Annotated in this window: 1 protein-coding gene; it reads left to right on the top strand. The window is 34.4% G+C overall.

What is annotated here, in order from left to right; genetic code table 11:
- Positions 1-36: 36 nt before the first annotated feature.
- A partial coding sequence (locus G5B00_RS17970; RefSeq protein WP_163878856.1) for a penicillin acylase family protein occupies positions 37-270 on the top strand: 234 nt, incomplete at its 3' end.

The raw sequence follows: 270 nt of genomic DNA, 5'->3' as shown, positions 1-270 counted from the left end.
AACTAGGAATAATTTAGTGTTGATAGTTAGTTAACTATGAAATATTTGAATTTACTTTTTATTGTCCTTTTTACTTCCTGTCTTTCCTCTACAGAGTTAAAAAAAGAAAAAATTCCTGGTCTGAAAGAATCTGTAGAGATTATTAGGGATAAATGGGGGATAAACCATATCTATGCTAAAAACCAGTATGATCTGTTTTTTGCACAAGGATATGCTGCTGCTCGCGATCGACTTTTCCAGTTTGAAATGTGGCGTCGTCAGGCTACTGGT

It is taken from the genome of Parapedobacter sp. SGR-10 (assembly GCF_011030405.1).
Taxonomy (GTDB): domain Bacteria; phylum Bacteroidota; class Bacteroidia; order Sphingobacteriales; family Sphingobacteriaceae; genus Sphingobacterium.
Note: the sequence above shows the minus strand (reverse complement) of the source record. Positions and strands in the feature narration are given on the sequence as shown.